Source organism: Enterobacter sp. PI-10 (assembly GCF_027947695.1).
GTDB lineage: Bacteria > Pseudomonadota > Gammaproteobacteria > Enterobacterales > Enterobacteriaceae > Enterobacter > Enterobacter vonholyi.
In genome coordinates this window covers 1-16,721 of record NZ_JAJNOG010000008.1, presented here as the reverse complement: position 1 = coordinate 16,721, position 16,721 = coordinate 1, and the positions used below count along the sequence as shown (strand labels likewise).

At 52.5% G+C, this 16,721-nt stretch carries 14 protein-coding genes, 1 tRNA gene and 1 rRNA gene; 13 read left to right on the top strand and 3 right to left on the bottom strand.

Going from position 1 to position 16,721, the window contains the following annotated elements:
* The first annotated feature begins 8 nt into the window (after positions 1 to 8).
* The 6 genes from prmA to LRM19_RS16385 all read left to right on the top strand — a co-directional run bounded on the left by prmA (position 9) and on the right by LRM19_RS16385 (position 5,937).
* Positions 9 to 890, top strand: coding sequence for a 50S ribosomal protein L11 methyltransferase (gene prmA, locus LRM19_RS16410; RefSeq protein WP_094945088.1), 882 nt, complete (start codon positions 9 to 11; stop codon positions 888 to 890).
* Between the two features lie 128 nt (positions 891 to 1,018).
* Positions 1,019 to 1,759, top strand: a complete 741-nt coding sequence (locus LRM19_RS16405) for a carbonic anhydrase (protein ID WP_136195210.1) — start codon at positions 1,019 to 1,021, stop codon at positions 1,757 to 1,759.
* A gap of 330 nt (positions 1,760 to 2,089) precedes the next feature.
* Positions 2,090 to 3,055 carry a tRNA dihydrouridine synthase DusB gene (dusB, locus tag LRM19_RS16400; protein ID WP_271369466.1) on the top strand — a complete coding sequence of 322 codons (966 nt, stop codon included), beginning with the start codon at positions 2,090 to 2,092 and terminating at the stop codon, positions 3,053 to 3,055.
* Between the two features lie 23 nt (positions 3,056 to 3,078).
* Positions 3,079 to 3,375, top strand: coding sequence for a DNA-binding transcriptional regulator Fis (gene fis / locus LRM19_RS16395; RefSeq protein WP_000462905.1), 297 nt, complete (start codon positions 3,079 to 3,081; stop codon positions 3,373 to 3,375).
* Between the two features lie 179 nt (positions 3,376 to 3,554).
* Entirely contained in the window at positions 3,555 to 3,719 is a 165-nt protein-coding gene (locus LRM19_RS16390; protein ID WP_008502862.1) for a DUF2556 family protein, read from the top strand.
* A 139-nt stretch (positions 3,720 to 3,858) separates the two neighbouring features.
* Entirely contained in the window at positions 3,859 to 5,937 is a 2,079-nt protein-coding gene (locus LRM19_RS16385) for a putative bifunctional diguanylate cyclase/phosphodiesterase (RefSeq protein WP_111965003.1), read from the top strand.
* Here LRM19_RS16385 and envR read toward each other — a convergent pair.
* Positions 5,856 to 6,572 carry an acrEF/envCD operon transcriptional regulator gene (gene envR / locus LRM19_RS16380; protein ID WP_115876378.1) on the bottom strand — a complete coding sequence of 239 codons (717 nt, stop codon included), beginning with the start codon at positions 6,570 to 6,572 and terminating at the stop codon, positions 5,856 to 5,858. The two genes, LRM19_RS16385 and envR, sit on opposite strands and share 82 nt — an antisense overlap.
* Positions 6,573 to 6,957: 385 nt before the next feature.
* Here envR and LRM19_RS16375 point away from each other — a divergent pair, with 385 nt between their 5' ends.
* From LRM19_RS16375 to LRM19_RS16345, 7 genes are all read left to right on the top strand, one after another.
* A complete protein-coding gene (locus LRM19_RS16375) occupies positions 6,958 to 8,094 on the top strand; it encodes an efflux RND transporter periplasmic adaptor subunit (RefSeq protein WP_147301719.1) in 1,137 nt (378 codons plus the stop codon).
* An 11-nt stretch (positions 8,095 to 8,105) separates the two neighbouring features.
* A complete protein-coding gene (locus tag LRM19_RS16370; RefSeq protein WP_271369465.1) occupies positions 8,106 to 11,219 on the top strand; it encodes an efflux RND transporter permease subunit in 3,114 nt (1,037 codons plus the stop codon).
* Positions 11,220 to 11,523: 304 nt separating this feature from the next.
* The gene (locus tag LRM19_RS16365; protein WP_008502867.1) at positions 11,524 to 11,745 is read left to right on the top strand and encodes a lipoprotein; all 222 of its coding nucleotides are present in this window, start codon (positions 11,524 to 11,526) and stop codon (positions 11,743 to 11,745) included.
* Positions 11,746 to 12,218: 473 nt separating this feature from the next.
* Complete coding sequence (locus LRM19_RS16360) at positions 12,219 to 13,244, top strand: amino acid ABC transporter substrate-binding protein (protein ID WP_024906309.1); 1,026 nt, start codon at positions 12,219 to 12,221, stop codon at positions 13,242 to 13,244.
* 66 nt (positions 13,245 to 13,310) lie between these two features.
* On the top strand, positions 13,311 to 14,492 hold the full coding sequence (locus tag LRM19_RS16355; protein WP_271369464.1) for an amino acid ABC transporter permease: 1,182 nt from the start codon (positions 13,311 to 13,313) through the stop codon (positions 14,490 to 14,492).
* A 9-nt stretch (positions 14,493 to 14,501) separates the two neighbouring features.
* Entirely contained in the window at positions 14,502 to 15,605 is a 1,104-nt protein-coding gene (locus LRM19_RS16350; protein ID WP_023309439.1) for an amino acid ABC transporter permease, read from the top strand.
* Positions 15,606 to 15,612: 7 nt separating this feature from the next.
* Complete coding sequence (locus LRM19_RS16345) at positions 15,613 to 16,371, top strand: amino acid ABC transporter ATP-binding protein (protein ID WP_014171880.1); 759 nt, start codon at positions 15,613 to 15,615, stop codon at positions 16,369 to 16,371.
* A 106-nt stretch (positions 16,372 to 16,477) separates the two neighbouring features.
* On the opposite strand, the gene rrf is transcribed toward LRM19_RS16345, so the two are convergent.
* Positions 16,478 to 16,593, bottom strand: a 5S ribosomal RNA gene (gene rrf / locus LRM19_RS16340).
* Between the two features lie 43 nt (positions 16,594 to 16,636).
* Positions 16,637 to 16,712 (bottom strand) — tRNA-Thr (locus tag LRM19_RS16335).
* Positions 16,713 to 16,721 lie beyond the last annotated feature (9 nt).

The window sequence follows — 16,721 nt, the reverse complement described above, 5'->3', positions numbered from 1 at the left end:
GTTTTGCCATGCCGTGGATCCAACTAAAACTGAACACAACCGGCGCTAACGCCGAGGAACTGAGCGATGCGCTGATGGAGGCCGGTTCGGTCTCTATCACCTTCCAGGACACGCATGACACGCCGGTCTTTGAGCCGTTGCCGGGCGAAACCCGCCTGTGGGGTGATACCGACGTTATTGGCCTGTTTGATGCCGAAACCGACATGAAAGAGGTTGTCGCAATTCTGGAGAATCATCCTCTGCTGGGTGCGGGTTTTGCCCACAAAATCGAACAGCTGGAAGATAAAGACTGGGAACGCGAGTGGATGGATAACTTCCACCCGATGCAGTTCGGCAAACGCCTGTGGATCTGCCCGAGCTGGCGCGACGTTCCTGATGAAAACGCGGTTAACGTCATGCTCGATCCGGGCCTGGCGTTTGGTACCGGCACTCACCCAACCACGTCCCTGTGCCTGCAGTGGCTGGATGGTCTGGATCTGGACGGTAAGACAGTGATCGACTTCGGCTGTGGATCCGGGATCCTCGCGATTGCTGCCCTGAAGCTGGGCGCGGCAAAAGCCATCGGGATCGATATCGATCCGCAGGCCATTCAGGCCAGCCGTGACAACGCCGAGCGTAATGGCGTTTCCGATCGACTGGAGCTGTATTTGCCGGATGCGCAGCCAGAAGCGATGAAAGCCGACGTGGTGGTCGCAAACATTCTGGCGGGCCCACTGCGCGAGCTGGCCCCGCTAATCAGCGTGCTGCCCGTTGAGGGCGGTCTGCTGGGGCTTTCCGGTATCCTGGCAAGCCAGGCCGACAGCGTATGTGAAGCCTACGCCGATCTCTTTGCCCTCGATCCGGTCGTGGAAAAAGAAGAGTGGTGCCGCATCACCGGCCGTAAAAAATAAGAATCTGGCGTGGTCATCTGACCACGCCTCTCTCCCTTTGATAATCCTCTCTCCCCCGGTCATTCTTCGGTAAAATAACCCCACAAATCACATTGGTTTGTATTACAAAAATTCACCGGAAGAATATGATGAAACACATTACAGGCAAGGCAGCGCTGCTGGCTCTGAGCATGATCTCGGCTTCAGCATTTGCATCACACTGGAACTACGAAGGGGAAGGTTCACCGGAACACTGGGGCGAGCTGGACGAGGCCTACAAGACCTGTCAAAGCGGAATGAACCAGTCTCCGATTAATATTGATTCCACCGCTAACGCCCATCTTTCCCCGCTGCAAACCCACTACGTTGATGGCCCTGTTACACTGACAAACAATGGCCATACCATTCAGGCTGGTGAACAGGCTGACACCCGCGATACCCTTACTCTTGATAAGCAAACCTGGACGTTACAACAGTTCCATTTTCACGCGCCGAGCGAAAATACCGTGCATGGCAAAAGGTACGCGATGGAAATGCATCTGGTTCATAAAAATGCCGGCGGGGAACTGACGGTGGTGGCGGTCATGTTTGATAAAGGGGCCACAAACCCGGAGCTTGAAAAACTGTGGCGCGTTATGCCTCAGCAGGCCGAGCAGAACGTCTCCATCAAACAGGATCTCAACCTGAACAAACTGCTGCCGAAAGATAAAACGTACTGGCGCTTTAGCGGTTCACTGACCACCCCGCCGTGTTCAGAAGGCGTCACCTGGATTGTGCTTAAGCAACCCTTGACGGTTTCTGCAGAACAACTTGCCAGATTCACCGGGACAATGCATCACGATAATAACCGTCCGGTACAGTCTCTGCATGGGCGTGTTGTGGTCGAATAACGCCCATCCAGAGGCTAAAGATCATGTTCTAAAATGCGACGCAGATCGCAAAGAAGACGGGAAATCTGCTGCTAAAAACAGCAGATTATCCCGCTCAGGTAAGCCCTTTATTCAGAAATGATGAGAAGTTACGGGAAATTGTAAGCGCCCATAAAATAGCCATTACCGCATAACACAATGATTTAAATAGTGAATAATTCTTAACGGAAAGATTGAGCGGCGATTCCTTGATCTACAACAGTGGATTGTTCAAAGTTTGGCCTTTCATCTCGTGCAAAAAATGCGTAATATACGCCGCCTTGCAGTCACAGTATGGTCATTTCTTAACTCATGCGCATCGGACACCACCAGCTTAGAAATCGCCTGATCGCAGCCCCAATGGCAGGTATTACAGACCGGCCGTTCAGGACGCTGTGCTATGAGATGGGAGCCGGTTTAACCGTATCCGAGATGATGTCGTCTAACCCGCAGGTTTGGGAAAGCGATAAATCCCGCCTTCGGATGGTGCACGTTGATGAACCAGGTATTCGCACCGTGCAAATTGCCGGAAGCGTGCCTGAAGAGATGGCAGATGCCGCGCGAATTAACGTGGAAAGTGGTGCCCAGATTATTGATATCAATATGGGGTGCCCGGCCAAAAAGGTGAATCGCAAGCTTGCAGGTTCAGCCCTTCTGCAATACCCCGACCAGGTGAAAGCTATCCTGACGGCGGTTGTCAGCGCGGTGGACGTTCCTGTTACGTTGAAGATTCGCACGGGTTGGTCGCCGGAACACCGTAACTGTGTAGAGATTGCCCAACTGGCCGAAGACTGTGGCATTCAGGCCCTGACCATTCATGGACGCACTCGCGCCTGTTTGTTCAACGGCGAAGCTGAATACGACAGCATTCGGGCAGTTAAGCAGAAAGTTTCCATTCCGATTATCGCGAATGGCGACATAACTGACCCGCTTAAAGCCAGGGCTGTACTCGACTATACGGGAGCTGATGCTCTGATGATAGGACGTGCAGCTCAGGGAAGACCCTGGATCTTCCGGGAAATCCAGCATTATCTGGACACTGGGGAGCTGCTTGCCCCGCTGCCTCTGGCAGAGGTTAAGCGCTTGCTTTGTTCGCATGTTCGGGAACTGCATGACCACTACGGTCAGGCAAAAGGGTACCGAATTGCGCGTAAACACGTCTCCTGGTATCTCCAGGAGCACGCTCCAGATGAACAGTTTCGGCGCACATTCAACGCCATAGAGGATGCCAGCGTACAGCTGGAGGCGTTGGAGGCATACTTCGAAAATCTTGCGTAATGAAATAAAGAGCTGACAGAACTATGTTCGAACAACGCGTAAATTCTGACGTACTGACCGTTTCTACCGTTAACTCTCAGGACCAGGTAACTCAAAAACCCCTGCGTGACTCGGTTAAACAGGCACTGAAGAACTATTTTGCTCAACTGAACGGTCAGGATGTTAATGACCTGTATGAGCTGGTACTGGCTGAAGTTGAACAGCCACTGTTGGACATGGTGATGCAATACACCCGCGGTAACCAGACCCGCGCTGCGCTGATGATGGGTATCAACCGTGGTACTCTGCGTAAGAAACTGAAAAAATACGGCATGAACTGATACTAATCAGTTAAATGCTTGTGTAAAAAGGCGCTCTTCGGCATGGGGAAGCGCCTTTTTTATTCCCCTGCTTCAGTCCGTCAACGCTTTGTAAACCTTCGCTTATCCCGCTTTAAAACCGCCGCTTTTGGTGTATATTTCCCCCCACTCTACTGGCGCTCTTCTCGCGGAATGACACAATGATTCGTAAATACTGGTGGCTGGTTGTCTTTGCAATCTCCGTTCTGATTTTCGATGCACTCCTGATGCAGTGGATTGAACTGATGAGCACCGAAACCGATAAGTGTCGCAATATGAACTCCGTGAATCCCCTGAAACTCGTGAACTGCTCAGAGCTCGACTAATCGCCTGATTGCGCAAATCTCCCCGTTATTACCCACTAAAAACGGGGATTTAAATCCCTTTGAGCCATTACCCGACGGTGATAATGTCTCGCCCTTCTCAACCGCTCTAGCGTAACCCCACACTCGAGTAGAACCGTCCATGCTGGTCAGCCAATACAACCATATCCTTGTCGTCCTCTCCTTTGTTGTTGCCATCCTTGCTGCGTATACCGCATTGAATATGGCTGCACGCGTTGCCGGAAGCGAGGGCGTCGCTGCCCGCGTCTGGCTGGCTGGCGGCGGTATTGCTATGGGTATTGGCGTGTGGGCCATGCACTTTATCGGCATGCTGGCGATGGACCTCTCCATGAGCATGAGCTACAACGCCACCCTGACGGTGTTATCCATGGTCATCGCCGTGGGTTCGTCACTGTTTGCGCTATGGCTCGTGAGCTGCGAGCAACTACGCCTGCGCCGACTGCTGCCCGGCGCGTTAGTGATGGGAAGCGGTATAGTTGCAATGCATTACACCGGTATGGCGGCGCTGGAAGTGATGCCCGGGATTATCTGGGACAAGGTCTGGGTGGCCATTTCGGTCGCGATTGCGCTTGCCGCTTCACTCGCGGCGTTATGGCTGACCTTCCGCCTGCGCCACGAAGCCGCGCAGGTCGTGCTGATGCGCATGGGTGCCGCCATCACGATGGGAATTGCCATTGCCGGTATGCACTATGCCGGGATGAAAGCGGCGCAGTTTCCGATGTCCACAATGGTTCATCATGAGGGTATCAACGGGAGCTGGCTGGCGGTGCTGGTCAGCGTCGTCGCGCTCTCTATTCTTGGGATCACCCTGCTGGTCTCGATGCTGGATGCCCGCCTTCAGGCTCGTACCGCCCTTTTGGCCTCGTCGCTTGCAGAAGCTAACCGGGAACTCGCTCAACTGGCTCTACACGATACCCTCACGCGTCTGCCCAACCGTATCCTGCTGGAAGACAGACTCGATCAGGCCATCAGCAAAGCCGATCGTGAAAGAACCCATTTTGCCCTGATGTTCATGGATCTTGACGGCTTTAAAGCCATCAATGATGCCTACGGCCATGATGTCGGTGACAGGCTGCTGGTCGCCGTTACACAGCGTCTGCTGCTTCTTCTGAAAGGCCAGTTCACCCTTGCACGTATTGGCGGTGATGAGTTTGTTCTGCTGGCAGAGGGAGAAGGTCCGGACGACGCGGCGTCGCTGGCGAATTCGCTGGTACGCGCGATCGATAGTCCATTCAATCTCAGTCCCTATGAACTGGTGGTTACCCTCAGCATTGGTATTGCGCTGTACCCTCACGACGGCAAAACCGAGCGTGAGCTGATGTTTAACGCCGACGCGGCGATGTATCACACGAAGCATATGGGCCGTAACGGTTACCATTTTTTCCAGCCCTCCATGAACACCCTGGCGCAGACCCATCTCCAGTTAATGAACGATTTGTGGATGGCAATCGAGCGCAATGAGCTGCGCCTGCTTTATCAGCCAAAATTCAACGCCCCCGCGGGTCCTGTCCTCGGATTCGAGGCGTTATTACGCTGGCAGCATCCTAAGCAGGGGTTACTGACCCCTGACCTTTTTCTGCCGCTGGCGGAAAAAACGGGGCTGATCATCCCCATAGGCAACTGGGTGATTAATGAAGCCTGTCGCCAGCTGCGGGAATGGCATCTGCAGGGGCATCAAAGCTGGTCAATGGCGGTAAACCTGTCGACACTGCAGTTTGAACAACCTTCGCTGGTTAAAACGGTTCTCGACTGCCTGGCACTTCACCAGGTGCCACCGGAATTGTTGATCCTCGAAGTGACGGAAACCACGGCGATGAGCAACCCGGATGAGAGCGTACGAGTGCTGACAGAGCTGACGGATGCGGGGGTGAAAGCCTCCATTGATGATTTTGGCACCGGATATTCAAGCCTGCTGTACCTCAAACGCTTACCGGCCTGCGAACTAAAAATCGACAGGGCGTTTGTACAAGAGCTTAGCGGGGAGAGTGAGGATGCGACTATTGTCTCAGCGATTGTAGCCCTTGCAAAAACACTTAACCTGAAAGTCGTGGCTGAAGGTGTAGAAACCGAAGCGCAGCAGGCCTTTTTGACCGAGCTAGGCTGTAACACCCTTCAGGGTTATCTGTTAGGTAAACCCGTCAGCGCGGAAACCATCGAAGCACTTTGTGCCCGAGGGGAAATGTTACCTGCCGCTGAGTAGTAAGCATCATCAGGCGACACGCGAATGACAGGAAGTGTCGCCAGAATGCTATCAACCAGGGCGGGGGCCTGCTGATAAAGATTAAAACTGTCGGTATTCATTAGCCAGTTTTTAATTATTCCGCTAAAAAACCCGTGGAATACAATCAAGGTGAGATCAACATTCACCTTTGGCGAAATGATATTCCGCGAAATACAGGTCTCCAGCGTGGCACGGAGCGTATCATCATTAAATCCAATACGTTTTCTGATTTCATGCTCTGAAATCATATCACCGCTAAATTCACACTTATGATACAGGATTTGTAAAAGCGCACATTGCCGGGGTTCATGGGCAATATACTGCAGCGCAGTAATAAATTGCTCACGAAGTTTTAACAAGGGATCGTCACTATCGGAAAGGGAAAGCCTGTCGCGGATAATGTCGCGAAGGGGTAATTGCTGTTCCCAGATGGCATTAAATATTTCAGATTTACTGGTGAAGTGCCAGTAGATAGCGCCGCGCGTCACCTTAGCAGCATCAGCGATATCCGTCAGCGTCGTGCTGGCTACGCCACGCGTCGCAAACTGTCCGATAGCCGCCTCAATCAGTTTCTGCCGGGTTTGTTGAGCTTCTTCTTTCTTTTTACGCGCCATAGGCAACTACTCGTGACTCAGAAGGTTTAAAGGTAATATTGCGTTCATGCAAATGTAAGTATTCACTAAAATCCGTTTTAATTTTGCACAAAAAAAGTCACCTCTATTAATTTATAATTAATACAAATACATTAAATCAATTAAATTGGCGACATGAATAACAAGAAGCATTAAACTCACTTACCTGATTAATATACATGAAGTATACCCCTGAATGGACATGGTCTGATTCTGATTTTTTCTGTAAGCATGGTCATTCGCACTTATAAATTAAAAAAGATTAAATACCCTCATTATTATACGCAGCTACATTTTATTTTTTATCCCTCTGCCCCGCTACCGATTCGCGGCATATATCGGTTTATGGGTATTTAAAGGAACAGTAATGACGAATCATTTCAGACGCTTGCCCTTATCCGGTTTCATTGTCTGCGCGGTACTGCTCACTGGATGCGATGGTCAGGAAAATCAACAACACCTGCAGGCACCTCAGGTCAGCGTGCATATTGTGCAAAGCGCGCCTCTGGCTGTCACCACTGAACTCCCGGGAAGAACAGATGCGTTCCGCGTTGCAGAGGTTCGTCCGCAGGTTAGCGGTATCATCCTGCGCCGCAACTTCACGGAAGGTAGCGATGTAAAAGCCGGGGATTCGCTTTATCAGATTGATCCTGCAACCTATCAGGCGGCATACGATAACGCGAAAGGCGAGCTGGCGAAGGCCCAGGCGGCGGCCAATATTGCGCACCTGACGGTGAAACGTTATCTCCCGCTGGTCGGCACACAGTATGTCAGCAAGCAAGAGTATGACCAGGCCGTCGCCACGGCCCAGCAGGCAGATGCCAGCGTCGTCGCCGCCAAAGCGGGCGTTGAAAGTGCACGAATCAATCTTGCTTATACCAAGGTGACGTCTCCCGTCGATGGTCGCATCGGCAAATCCAGCGTGACGGAAGGGGCGCTGGTGACGAACGGACAAACCGCTGCGCTGGCAACGGTCCAGCAGCTCGATCCTATTTATGTCGATGTCACCCAGTCCAGCAATGATTTTATGCGCCTTAAACAAACGAGCCTGCAAAAAGGCGATAACGCCAGCAGCGTTGAGCTACTGATGGAGAACGGACAGCCCTATCCGCTGAAAGGCAGATTGCAGTTCTCTGACGTCACGGTGGACGAAAGTACCGGCTCGATTACCCTGCGCGCCATTTTCCCGAATCCTCAACATCTGCTGTTACCCGGCATGTTCGTTCGCGCCCGCATTGATGAAGGTACGCAGCCGGATGCGATTCTGGTTCCCCAGCAAGGCGTGACCCGCACGCCGCGAGGCGAAGCCACCGTGATGGTGGTGAACGATAAAAACCAGGTTGAGTCTCGCACCATCGTTGCGCCTCAGGCGATTGGTGACCGCTGGCTGGTAACAGAAGGGCTGAAAAACGGTGACCGAGTGATCGTCAGCGGGCTACAGAAAGTCAGACCGGGGGTAACCGTCGTCGCCACGCCGGATACCACAACGACTCCAGCCGGTTAAGGGACGACGACATGGCTAATTTCTTTATTCAGAGACCGGTTTTCGCCTGGGTACTTGCCATCATTTTGATGATTGCAGGCGGACTGGCCATTCTCAAACTTCCCGTCGCACAGTATCCGACCATTGCACCTCCCGCCGTGGCGATATCCGCGACCTACCCGGGAGCAGATGCCCAGACGGTACAGGATACCGTGACCCAGGTTATCGAACAGAACATGAACGGTATCGATAACCTGATGTATATGTCCTCCACCAGCGATTCAGCGGGCAACGTCACCATCACTCTGACCTTCGAGTCAGGAACCGATCCGGATATCGCTCAGGTGCAGGTGCAAAACAAGCTGCAGCTCGCGATGCCGCTGCTGCCGCAAGAGGTGCAGCAGCAAGGAATTGGTGTGGAGAAATCCAGCAGCAGCTTCCTGCTGGTCGCCGGTTTTGTTTCTGACAACAAAAATCTCACGCAGAACGACATCTCTGATTACGTCGCCTCAAACGTCAAAGATGCCATCAGCCGAACGTCTGGCGTCGGCGACGTTCAGCTGTTTGGTGCTCAGTATGCGATGCGCATCTGGCTCGACAGCAACGCGATGAACAAATACCAGCTGACGCCGCTGGATATTATCAGCCAGCTGAAAACGCAGAACGACCAGATAGCGGCAGGCCAGCTGGGCGGAACGCCGTCCATCCCCGGTCAGCAGCTGAATGCCTCGATCATCGCGCAAACTCGCCTGAAATCACCGGGGGAATTTGGCCGCGTGACGCTCAAGGTGAATCAGGACGGCTCGATGGTTCATCTTAAGGATGTGGCTCGCATTGAGCTCGGTGGCGAAAACTACAACATGGTCACTAAACTCAACGGGCAGGCAGCAACCGGTCTCGGGATCAAGCTGGCAACCGGAGCAAATGCGCTGGACACCGCGGCTGCCATTAAGAGCAAGCTGGCGCAACTGCAGCAGTTCTTCCCACAGGGTCTGAAAGTTGTCTATCCCTATGACACCACGCCTTTTGTAAAAATCTCTATCCACGAAGTGGTGAAGACCCTGTTTGAAGCAATCATTCTCGTCTTCCTGGTCATGTACCTCTTCCTGCAAAACCTGCGGGCAACGCTCATCCCGACTATCGCGGTGCCGGTCGTTCTGCTGGGTACCTTCGCGGTTCTGGCGGCATTTGGTTTCTCCATCAATACCCTGACGATGTTCGGCATGGTGCTGGCGATAGGTCTGCTGGTCGATGACGCTATCGTGGTCGTTGAGAACGTTGAACGCGTCATGGTCGAGGATAACCTGCCGCCCAAAGAGGCTACGCAGAAGTCGATGGAGCAGATCCAGGGTGCGCTGGTGGGGATCGCCATGGTGCTCTCGGCGGTCTTTATTCCAATGGCCTTTTTTGGCGGCTCGACTGGAGCAATATATCGCCAGTTCTCACTGACTATCGTGTCCGCTATGGCGCTGTCCGTACTGGTTGCGTTAATCCTGACGCCCGCACTCTGCGCAACGTTGCTTAAGCCCGTATCCGACGACCATCGTGAGAAAAAAGGTGGCTTTTTCAGCTGGTTTAATGCGCTCTTTGATAAAAGCGTGGAGCACTACAGCAACAGCGTGAGCGGTATTTTGCGCAAGACAGGGCGCTATCTGGTGGTGTACGTCATCATCGTCGGTGGGATGGCGGTGCTCTTCCTGCGCTTACCTACCTCCTTTCTGCCCGAAGAGGATCAGGGGGTGTTCATGACGATGGTTCAACTCCCGGCAGGTGCAACTCAGACGCGTACTCAACAGGTGCTCGACCAGGTACAGGACTATTACCTGAACAAAGAGAAGGCGAACGTCCAATCCGTCTTTACCGTAAATGGCTTTAGCTTTAGCGGCCAGGGTCAGAACGCCGGCATTGCCTTCGTCAGCCTGAAGCCCTGGGAGGAACGCCCGGGACAGAAAAACGGCGTTGAGGCGATTGTCGGTCGCGCGACTAAAGCCTTCAGTCAGATTAAAGATGGCCTCGTGTTCCCGTTTAACCTGCCTGCAATTATCGAACTGGGTACCGCTACGGGCTTCGATTTTGAATTGATCGATCAGGCTAACCTGGGGCATACCCAGCTGACTCAGGCGCGTAACCAACTGCTTAACATGGTGAAAGAGCACTCTTATCTGCTGGTTAGCGTGCGTCCTAACGGTCTTGAAGATACGCCCCAGTTCAAGCTGGATGTCGACCAGGAGAAAGCACAGGCGCTGGGCGTCAGTCTTTCTGACGTCAACCAGACGATTTCAACCGCCTTAGGTGGCACCTATGTGAACGACTTTATCGATCATGGGCGCGTGAAAAAAGTCTACGTACAGGCCGACGCAAAATTCCGTATGTTGCCAGGAGATATTAACAACCTTTACGTGCGCAGCGCGAATGGAGAAATGGTCCCTTTCTCAGCCTTTAGCAACGCTCGCTGGGTCTATGGTTCACCCCGACTGGAGCGCTATAACGGGATGCCCTCTATGGAGATCCTCGGTGAGTCAGCCCCGGGTAAAAGTACCGGTGAGGCTATGATTATGATGGAAAGCCTCGCGGCAAAACTGCCTTCCGGTATCGGATATGACTGGACGGGGATGTCTTATCAGGAGCGGCTTTCGGGTAACCAGGCACCTGCCCTGTACGCCATTTCACTGATCGTGGTGTTCCTGTGTCTGGCAGCGCTGTATGAAAGCTGGTCCATTCCGTTCTCCGTTATGCTGGTTGTGCCGCTGGGGGTCATTGGGGCGCTTCTCGCAGCGTCGCTGCGTGGATTAAACAATGACGTCTATTTCCAGGTCGGCCTGCTGACGACGATTGGTTTATCGGCGAAAAACGCCATTTTGATCGTCGAATTTGCTAAGGACCTGATGGAGAAAGAAGGTAAAGGCATCATTGAAGCCACACTGGAGGCGTCAAGGATGCGCCTTCGACCGATCCTGATGACTTCCCTGGCTTTTATCCTTGGCGTCATGCCGCTGGTGATCAGCTCCGGGGCCGGGAGCGGCGCGCAAAACGCCGTCGGTACGGGCGTGATGGGGGGGATGCTTTCCGCAACGCTTCTGGCGATTTTCTTCGTGCCCGTCTTCTTTGTGGTTGTCCGTCGACGCTTTACCCGTCATAAAGATTAACATGTCCCTAAAAAGGCACCTCGGGTGCCTTTTTTATTTTTAAGATAAACAATGAATTAGGCATTAAGCAAAAGTCATGTTAAAAATACGATGATTTGCATTAAGTAAAAACACTCTATTATCCCTTCATAATGTCTCCATTAATTCGTCCTGAAACCGACTTTTCTCCACGATTTTTACAAACTACATAATTTGAGATTATTCCTCGTGTAACGTGGACTTACCCCGGTGGTAAAATAACCTTCAGTTCGTTAATTGCCCTCCTGGCTTTATAGCGGACGAGAAATAATACTGAGGTAACATCATGAAAAGATTCATTTCCGTTGCACTCCTCGCTGCGCTGCTTGCTGGTTGCGCGCACGACTCTCCATGTGTACCGGTTTACGACGACCAGGGCCGACTGGTTCATACCAATACCTGTATGAAAGGCACCACCCAGGATAACTGGGAAACTGCGGGTGCTATCGCCGGCGGTGCTGCCGCAGTGGCGGGTTTGACGCTGGGTATTGTTGCCCTGACGAAGTAACTGCTGTTAAGAAAGCGCGGCTCTGACCGCGCTTTTGCTTTTAATCAGTGCACTATTTTCAAATAAGTAAAAAAATAGCCCCGTATTTATTCACGCTGTTCATTTCATGCTGAAGCCAGTCACATCTTTTTCGTATACTCATTTAAATTACCGGTTCTATTGTGATGATTTTCACACATTAATATTATTGAATATCCTGCCAATATTCACGCTGGAAACCATCTCGTCTTTTTCCTGACGCGACTCAAAACTTTTGCTCCAATTTGTGGCGCAGGTTGTAATTTCGCACCGTTTCAGGGCGCTCGTTTTATTTAAGCCTGTCTACACTCAGCATTAAGCGTTCACTCGTCTCTTATTTTGTCGAACGCAAAACTGGCATTACGTTTGCTTTATAAACGTTGGCCAAAGCCACAGACAGGTTAAGCGTTTAAAAACGCCTCTATAACGATAAATTTCGCCACACAGGATGCATTATGAAAAAGACGATGATAGCCAGCCTGGCCGCTGCAGGCATGTTGTTTGCCGTAGCCGGTCAAGCCCATGCGGGAACGACACTGGATGCCGTTAAAAAGAAAGGTTTTGTTCAATGCGGTATCAGTGACGGTTTGCCTGGCTTCTCTTATGCCGATGCGAACGGCAAATTTACCGGTATTGATGTGGATGTCTGCCGTGGCGTTGCAGCCGCCGTTTTTGGTGATGACAGCAAAGTAAAATACACCCCGCTGACGGCGAAAGAACGCTTTACGGCACTGCAGTCCGGCGAGGTCGACATGCTCTCCCGTAATACCACCTGGACTTCCTCCCGTGATGCAGGCATGGGGATGTCATTTACGGGCGTGACCTATTATGACGGCATCGGCTTCCTGACCCACAACAAAGCCGGCCTGAAAAGCGCCAAGGAGCTGGATGGGGCCACCGTTTGTATCCAGGCGGGCACCGATACCGAGCTGAACGTCGCCGATTATTTCAAAGCAAATAACATGAAATATACGCCAGTGACATTCGACCGCTCGGATGAATCGGCTAAAGCGCTGGAATCCGGCCGTTGCGACACGCTGGCCTCTGACCAGTCACAGCTGTATGCCTTACGCATTAAGCTGAGCAACCCGGCAGAATGGATTGTTCTGCCTGAAGTGATCTCCAAAGAACCTCTCGGACCGGTGGTACGTCGTGGCGATGAAGACTGGTTCTCCATTGTTCGCTGGACGCTATTCGCCATGCTGAACGCAGAAGAGATGGGCATCAACTCGAAAAACGTGGATGAGAAAGCGGCTAAACCATCCAACCCGGATATGGCACACCTGCTGGGTACAGAAGGTGATTTCGGCAAGGATCTGAAGCTGGATAACAAGTGGGCTTACAACATCATCAAACAGGTGGGCAACTACTCTGAGATCTTTGAACGCAACGTGGGATCGGAAAGCCCGCTGAAGATCAAACGCGGCCAGAACAATCTCTGGAACAACGGCGGTATTCAGTACGCACCACCAGTACGTTAAGTCATAGCTGTAACGGGCACTGCTCCGGCAGTGCCCACTCCAGAGTCATGGTTACTGAGGTTTCTTATGTCCCATCGCCGCTCAGCCGTAAAAGGATCGCTATCCTTTTCTCATCCCGCGGTCCGCGCCTGGCTATTCCAGATTATTGCTATTGTTGCGGTTGTTCTCATCGCCGTGTATCTCATCCATAACACCATCACCAACCTGAATAATCGCGGCATTACCTCCGGTTTCGCGTTTTTAGATCGCAGCGCGGGGTTTGGCATTGTTCAGCATCTTATTGATTACCAGGAAGGTGACACGTATGGACGCGTGTTCGTGGTCGGTTTACTGAATACGCTGTTGGTATCGGCGCTTTGTATCATCTTCGCGTCGATTCTGGGCTTCTTTATTGGTCTGGCGCGTCTTTCTGAAAACTGGCTCCTGCGGAAGCTGTCGACTGTTTATATTGAAACGTTCCGCAATATCCCCCCGCTCCTGCAGATCTTCTTCTGGTATTTTGCCGTATTGCGTAACCTACCCGGCCCCCGTCAGGCCGTCGACGCGTTTGAGCTTTTTTTCCTGAGTAACCGTGGGTTGTCTATCCCTTCTCCTCTGCCGGGTGAAGGTCTGTACGCTTTTATCGGCGCGATTGTGATAGCGTTTGCTCTGTCTGCCGGGGTATTCCGTTTTAACCGCAAGCATCAGATCAAAACCGGTCAGCTTCGCAGAACCTGGCCCACGGCAGTTATCCTGCTCGTTAGCCTGCCGCTGGTGGCACACTGGCTGTTTGGGGCCGCGTTGCACTGGGATGTTCCACACCTACGAGGCTTTAACTTCCAGGGTGGAATGGTGTTAATTCCCGAGCTGGCAGCTCTAACATTGGCGCTGTCGATTTATACGTCCGCGTTTATTGCCGAGATTATTCGTGCCGGGATCCAGGCCGTACCTTACGGGCAGCACGAGGCGGCACGCTCGCTGGGATTACCCCATACCGTGACGCTTCGCCAGGTCATTATTCCGCAGGCGTTGCGGGTCATCATTCCGCCTCTGACCAGCCAGTATCTCAACATCGTTAAAAACTCGTCGCTGGCCGCCGCTATTGGTTATCCGGATATGGTGTCACTCTTCGCCGGAACCGTGCTTAACCAGACCGGACAAGCCATTGAAACCATCGCCATCACGATGTCTGTCTATCTGATCATCAGCCTGGTGATTTCATTTCTGATGAACCTCTATAACCGTCGTATAGCACTGGTCGAGCGCTAAGGATTTATGATGACAAAAGCGATACTGTCGCACTCCTCGCGCCCTGCCAACTCGACAGGTGGACGTTTCATTCTCTGGGCGCGCAAGAACCTGTTCTCCAGCTGGAGTAACAGCCTGCTGACGATTGTCTGCCTGTGGCTCATGTGGGAATTGATTCCTCCCCTGCTGAACTGGGCGTTTTTACAGGCCAACTGGGTCGGTTCAACTCGGGCAGACTGTACAAAAGCCGGCGCCTGCTGGGTGTTTATCCATGAACGCTTCGGTCAGTTCATGTATGGGCTGTATCCCCACGAACAGCGCTGGCGGATTAATCTGGCGCTGGTTATCGGCCTGCTCTCTGTCGCAGTCATGTTCTGGAAAAAGCTGCCTCACCGTGGACGCTATATTGCCGTCTGGGCGGTGGTTTATCCGATTATTGTCTGGGTGCTGTTGTATGGCGGTTTCCTGGGGCTGGAACGCGTTGAAACACGCCAGTGGGGCGGGCTGACGCTGACGCTGATTATCGCTTCTGTGGGGATAGCCGGTGCGCTACCGTGGGGGATTTTACTGGCCTTGGGACGGCGTTCAAAAATGCCGATTGTACGCGTGCTCTCCGTTATCTTCATTGAGTTCTGGCGTGGCGTCCCGCTTATCACCGTCCTGTTCATGTCGTCGGTCATGCTGCCGCTATTTATGGCAGAAGGTACAACGATCGACAAACTGATCCGTGCCCTGGTCGGGGTAATTCTCTTCCAGTCCGCCTATGTTGCAGAAGTTGTGCGCGGTGGTCTGCAGGCGTTGCCTAAAGGCCAGTACGAAGCGGCGGAATCACTGGCTCTCGGCTACTGGAAAACGCAGGGGCTGGTCATTCTTCCCCAGGCACTCAAGCTGGTCATCCCGGGTCTGGTCAACACGATCATTGCCCTCTTCAAGGATACCAGCCTGGTGATCATCATTGGATTGTTCGATCTCTTTAGCAGCGTGCAACAGGCGACCGTTGACCCAGTCTGGCTGGGTATGTCCACCGAAGGATATGTCTTTGCTGCCCTGATCTACTGGATCTTTTGTTTTAGCATGTCGCGCTACAGCCAGCATCTGGAAAAGCGCTTTAACACCGGGCGTACACCGCACTGAGGAAATTATGAGCCAAATAACTATGACACCCGCCGACGCGATGATTACGCTGGAAAATGTGAATAAATGGTACGGACAGTTTCATGTCCTGAAGGACATTAATCTTAAGGTAAAGCAGGGAGAACGCATCGTCCTTTGCGGCCCTTCCGGCTCCGGGAAATCCACAACCATTCGCTGTATTAATCATCTTGAAGAACATCAGCAAGGACGCATCGTGGTTGATGGCATCGAGCTGAATGAAGATATCCGCAATATCGAACGCGTGCGTCAGGAAGTGGGTATGGTCTTTCAGCACTTTAATCTGTTTCCGCACCTGACCGTTCTGCAGAACTGTACGCTTGCACCGATTTGGGTACGGAAGATGCCGAAAAAGGAAGCCGAGGCGTTGGCAATGCACTATCTGGAGCGAGTGCGCATCGCAGAGCATGCCAATAAGTTCCCTGGCCAGATATCGGGTGGCCAGCAGCAGCGTGTGGCTATCGCCCGTTCACTGTGTATGAAACCGAAAATTATGCTGTTTGATGAACCGACATCTGCCCTCGATCCGGAAATGGTGAAAGAGGTTCTGGACACCATGATTGGGCTGGCACAATCCGGCATGACCATGCTGTGTGTGACTCACGAGATGGGATTTGCGCGAACCGTCGCCGATCGGGTGATCTTTATGGACCGTGGGGAGATTGTTGAGCAGGCGCCACCGGATGAGTTCTTTGCGCATCCGAAGTCAGAGCGTACGCGAGCATTCCTGTCGCAGGTGATTCACTAATCAGCAGTTTCTGCCCGGTAGCGCTGCGCTTACCGGGCTTACGGCTTTCACGAGAATCATAACGCAAAAAGGCCATCCTTTCGGATGGCCTTCTCACTTATTTGATGTCTGGCAGTTCCCTACTCTCACATGGGGAGACCCCACACTACCATCGGCGCTACGGCGTTTCACTTCTGAGTTCGGCATGGGGTCAGGTGGGACCACCGCGCTAAAGCCGCCAGACAAATTCTTTTACTTCTTGCCGAACTTTAACCTAAGTATAAAGTGGTGCTGATACCCAGAGTCGAACTGGGGACCTCACCCTTACCAAGGGTGCGCTCTACCAACTGAGCCATATCAGCACGCTAAAT